The 4,731-nt window shown below is 71.3% G+C and carries 4 protein-coding genes and 2 pseudogenes; 4 read left to right on the top strand and 2 right to left on the bottom strand.

The window, feature by feature from the left end:
* A pseudogene (locus CCN51_RS37445) lies at positions 1 to 158 on the bottom strand (helix-turn-helix domain-containing protein); the annotation flags it as partial.
* Between the two features lie 163 nt (positions 159 to 321).
* Between CCN51_RS37445 and CCN51_RS37440 the strand changes: the two are divergent.
* Positions 322 to 1,149 carry an SDR family oxidoreductase gene (locus CCN51_RS37440; RefSeq protein WP_014177558.1) on the top strand — a complete coding sequence of 276 codons (828 nt, stop codon included), beginning with the start codon at positions 322 to 324 and terminating at the stop codon, positions 1,147 to 1,149.
* A gap of 205 nt (positions 1,150 to 1,354) precedes the next feature.
* Here CCN51_RS37440 and CCN51_RS37435 read toward each other — a convergent pair whose 3' ends face one another.
* The gene (locus tag CCN51_RS37435) at positions 1,355 to 2,002 is read right to left on the bottom strand and encodes a TetR/AcrR family transcriptional regulator (protein WP_014177557.1); all 648 of its coding nucleotides are present in this window, start codon (positions 2,000 to 2,002) and stop codon (positions 1,355 to 1,357) included.
* Between the two features lie 85 nt (positions 2,003 to 2,087).
* Between CCN51_RS37435 and CCN51_RS37430 the strand changes: the two genes are divergently transcribed.
* From CCN51_RS37430 to CCN51_RS60260, 3 genes and pseudogenes are all read left to right on the top strand, one after another.
* The gene (locus tag CCN51_RS37430) at positions 2,088 to 2,810 is read left to right on the top strand and encodes an SDR family oxidoreductase (protein ID WP_014177556.1); all 723 of its coding nucleotides are present in this window, start codon (positions 2,088 to 2,090) and stop codon (positions 2,808 to 2,810) included.
* Complete coding sequence (locus CCN51_RS37425) at positions 2,807 to 3,772, top strand: SDR family NAD(P)-dependent oxidoreductase (RefSeq protein ID WP_086860610.1); 966 nt, start codon at positions 2,807 to 2,809, stop codon at positions 3,770 to 3,772. Before CCN51_RS37430 ends, CCN51_RS37425 begins: the two co-directional genes overlap by 4 nt.
* Before the next feature lie 116 nt (positions 3,773 to 3,888).
* Positions 3,889 to 4,265, top strand: a pseudogene (locus CCN51_RS60260) (Uma2 family endonuclease).
* The last annotated feature ends 466 nt before the right edge of the window (positions 4,266 to 4,731 follow it).

The following is a 4,731-nucleotide window of genomic DNA, read 5'->3' as shown; positions in this document are numbered from 1 at the left end:
CGGACGTAGTAGTCCACGCTGACCCCGGCCAGCTGGGCCACCTCCTCCCGGCGCAACCCCGGCACCCGGCGGCGCCCATGGGAGATCAGCCCCACCTCTTCGGGGCGTATACGGGCGCGCCGTGAGCGCAGGAAGTCACCGAGAGCGTCGTCGTGCATGCCCTGAGGGTAGGCGAGCCCTCCGCCGCCAACCTGGTACTGGCAGACCCAGGAAAAGCATCACCCTGGGTAAGACGGCGCGGCGACCGCAGCCTTGAGGACGTGCCGGGAGGCACGACATCACCACACGACACCACCGCACGACACTTCAGGAGCACACGAGATGAACCACGCAGACGTCGCCGTGAACACCGCCGTGAACACCGCCGCGAACACCGGCGAGGTCGCCGCGAACACTGGCAACCTTGCCGGGCGCACCGCCGTCATCACCGGGGCCGCCAGCGGCATGGGTGCGGCGACCGCCCGGCTGCTCGCCGCCCGGGGCGCCCGGGTGGCGCTGTGGGCGCGGCGCGCCGACCGGCTGGAGGAGCTGGCCGAGAAGATCGCCGCCGAGGGCGGACAGGCCCTCGCGGTCCCGGTCGATGTGACTGACGAGGCCGCGGTCGCCGCCGGTGCCGCCCGGGTCCACGACGCCTTCGGCCCGGTGGACCTGGTGATCAACGGCGCCGGGGTGATGCTGCCGAACCCGATCGACGCCGGCCGGACCGACGAGTGGACCCGCATGGTGGACACCAACCTCACGGGAGCGCTGCGCGTCGTGGGCGCCTTCACCCAGGACCTGCTCGCCGCGGCGGCGGACGGCAGGCCCGCCGATCTCGTCAACATCTCTTCCATCGGTGCGCATGTGCCGTTCCCCACCTATGCGGTGTACTCGGCGACGAAGGCCGCGCTCACCCAGCTGTCGGCGTCGCTGCGCACCGAATTCGGCCCGCGGAATGTGCGCGTCACCAACATCGAGCCGGGGCTGACCGAGAGCGAGCTCGGCAGCCACGTCGACAACGCGACGGCGACCAGCCAGCTGGACGACATGTTCGCCGCGCTCGGGGGGCTCTCCTCCGAGGACATCGCCGACCTGATCGCGTATGTCACCAGCCGTCCGGCCCATGTGAACCTGCGCCAGGTGATCGTGCTGCCCACGCGCCAGGCGTGACGCGCGGTGGCTCCCGCGGCGGTCGTGACGTCGGCCGCCCCCGTGGCAGTCGTGACGTCAGCCGTCCTGCCCCGGCGGCCGTGCCCTGCGGGCCCGGTGCGCGGGTGGTCCGTTGGCGCTGGCCTCGCTTTGCCCAGCGGGGCTGTGCCGGCGCAGGTTTCGCCTGGCGGGCGCTAGCCCGCGTCGGCCTTCGCAGCCGGGTGCTCTACCCGGCGGCGACCCCGTTCGGCGTCGCATCCCCGTCCGCCGACGCGACCCCGCCCGGCGGGGCGAGCAGTCGGCGCAGTGCGGCCGACACCTCGTGGGCGAGCCCGGCGTTCACGGGTGCGTGTCGGCTCATCAGCCGGTACCACATCACCCCGAACGCAAGGTCGACCGCGAGGTCGAGTGAGGCCGCGTGTTCGCTCAGCTTCCCCTGCCGTACCGCCCGCTCCAGCACCTCGCGCAGCGCCCGGCGGCGCTCCGCCAGTAGCCCGGTCTGAAGCCGGTCGGCGAGTTCGGGGTCGCGTTGGGCCTCGGCCATCAGCCCGGCGACGGCTTGGCCGGTCAGCCGCGCGGTCATGGTGTACGCGCCGACGAGAAACGTCTCCAGATCGCGCAGCGGATCGCCGGTGTCCGGCAGGAGCGTCGGGGCCTCGCGTTCCGTCAGATCGCGCAAGGCCTCCAGCAGTACGGCCTCCTTTGTCGGCCACCAGCGGTAGACCGTCTGCCGCCCGACCCCGGCGGCCTCGGCGATGCCCTTGATGGTCAGCGGTTGGAAGCCGTCGCGGTGGCACAGCTCCAGCGCCGCGGCCAGGACGGCCCGCCGCGCCTGCTCACTGCGCGGTCTGCCACGCGCCGGAGTGCCTGTCATGGAACGCACTTTACAAGACACCGTGCCTCGAATTAAATTTAACGAGTCACCGTGCCTCGTAAATGGCCTTGAGGAGCAGTAGGCAATGACAGAACGAATCGTGATCATCGGCGGTACATCGGGCATCGGGCTGGCCGCGGCCGAGCGGCAGTTGGCCGAGGGCCGTGAGGTCGTGATCACCGGGCGGGACGCGGACCGCCTGGCGGCCGCCCTGGAGAAGCTGGGCGGGGCTGCCACCGGCCAGTCCGTCGACGCGTGCGACGAGACGGCGATGCGCGCCTTCTTCGCCGGCCTCGGCAAGGTCGACCATGTCGTGATCACCGCCACTGGCACCTCGGCGGGCGGCCCCTTCAAGGATCTGACGGTCGACGCGCTGCGCACCGCGGTCGAGGGCAAGCTCGTCGCCCAGACGGTCGCCGCGCAGGCGGCGCTCGATGTGCTCGCTCCCGAAGGTTCGCTGACCTTCATCACCGCGGGGTCCTCCGGCGCGTCGCTGCCCGGTACGGCGGGGCTGGCGGCGGTCAACGCCGCCGTCGAGGCGATGGTTCCGGTGCTGGCCGTGGAGCTCGCACCGGTCCGGGTCAACGCTGTGTCCCCGGGCGTCATCGCCACCCCGTGGTGGGACTGGATGCCCGCCGAGGCGCGGCAGCAGGCCTTCGACAGCTACGCCAAGGTCACCCCGGCCGGGCGCGTGGGCGCGGCGGAGGACATCGCCGACGCCATTGGTTATCTGATCGGCAACAGCTACACCACGGGCACGGTGCTGTCGGTCGACGGCGGCCTGCGGCTCAACGCGGCGGCGCTGTGACGGTCCGTTCCGCGGTGGCGGGCCGGACCGTACTGATCACCGGCTCGACGGACGGGCTCGGGCGCGAGCTGGCCGTACGGCTCGCCGTTGAGGGTGCGCGGGTGCTGGTTCACGGGCGGGATGCGGGGCGGGCGGAGGAGGTGCGGGATCGTATCCGCGAGGCGACGGCTGGGGCCGGCTTTGGCTCTGGGGCTGACTCCGGGCCCGGCTCGGGCTCTGGCCCCAGGTCCGGCTCGGGCTCTGGCCCCAGGTCCGGCTCCAGGTCTGGGGCGGGCGCGGGTTGCGGTAGTGCCGAGGTGCTGCTCGCCGACCTTGCCGACCTGCGGGCGGTGGACCGGCTCGCGGACGAGATCCTTGCCCGCCACGACCGGCTGGACGTCCTGATCAACAACGCCGGCCTCGGCGGTGGCCCGCCCGGCTCCGCCCGCCAGGAGAGCGCCGACGGCTACGAACTCCGGTTCGCCGTCAACTACCTCGCGGGCTACCGCCTCACCCGCCGCCTGCTGCCCCTGCTCACCCGCTCCGCCCCGGCCCGCGTTGTCAATGTCGCCTCGGTGGGCCAGCAGGCGCTCGACTTCACCGACGTCATGCTGGAGCGCGGCTACGACCGTTCCCGCGCGTACGCCCAGAGCAAGCTCGCCCAGATCATGTTCACCTTCGACCTGGCCGACGAACTCGACCCCGCCGCCGTCTTCGTCGGCGCCCTCCACCCCGCGACGTACATGGCCACGACCATGGTCCGCGAGGCCGGTGTCGCGCCCTGGAGCACGGTGGAGGAGGGCGTGGAGGCGGTCCTTCACCTCCTCGCCGCATCCGCGCGGGGCGTGCCGTCCGGCCGTTACTTCAACGGCACGGAGGAATCCCGTGCGGATGCCCAGGCGTACGACGCGCAGGCGCGGCGGAGGCTGCGCGAGCTGTCCGGGGATCTTGTTGCGCGGGCCCTGGCGCCGGGGCGGGCGTGAGCGAGCGGGAACACTGAATGCCCCCCCGTATAGATGACATCTGGCGCATTGGTCCATCGGCTGCCCGCCCAGGCTGGGAGTGTCGCTCCGTACGAAGGAGGTCCACCGTGGCACTGATGGCTCCCGAGCCCGCACCACCGCACACCGACATCGACAGGAACACCGTCTCATCGGTCGAAGATGCCTTCGTGGCGTTGAGCGCGGCAGCCCCCGAGGGGTGGCGCGTGGAACTGGTCGAGGGGCGCATCCATGTGGCGCCGCCCGCCAACGGTGGCCTCGGGCGCGACCGCAGAGAACGATCGAGGGCCGAAGCTTCGCGGGTACGCCCGGGCGGGCATCCCCTGTTACCTCCTGATCGACAGGGAACGAGGCCACGTGGTCGTGCACACGGAGCCCTCCGGGCAGCGTTACGCACGGCGGACCGAGGTGGATTGGCAAGACGGTTGCCCTGCCGTATCCCTTCGAATTCGAGCTGGATACGGGCGAGTTCTGATCCGCGTGGGCCGCGTGCCGCGTGGGGCGCGTGTGCGCCGTTGGGCAGCATTCGGCTTTGGCGGGTGGCGGGTATCGTCTCGCGCTTCGGCGCAAAACGGCTGGCAGCGGGGAGGGAGGAGGCGTCCTGGGGCATCGTCGCCGGCTGGCGGCTTGGTGGGTGGCCGAGGCTGTGGGGCGTGTGGAGCGGAGGTCGGCGGTCCTGTTGAGGGGCCTCCCTCCACCCCCTACAAAAAATCGCTTGATGGAGAACAAGCATTTTTTTGCGAGGGGGCGGGACAGGGAAGGAGCCACCCCTTCGAGGGGGTTGTGAACAGGTGGTGATCGACGGCATTTGAGCGTGTTCTGGTGCGCAGGGGTGAGTCCCTGGCCAGTGGGAGGCGCACTCCTTGGCGGGGAACGGGAGTTCCTGCATCGAATGCGTGACCTTCGCCGGTGATGGTCGTTGGGTGTGGTGACGGATTTCT

This window comes from Streptomyces milbemycinicus, from assembly GCF_002154605.1.
GTDB lineage: Bacteria > Actinomycetota > Actinomycetes > Streptomycetales > Streptomycetaceae > Streptomyces > Streptomyces milbemycinicus.
Note: the sequence above shows the minus strand (reverse complement) of the source record. Positions and strands in the feature narration are given on the sequence as shown.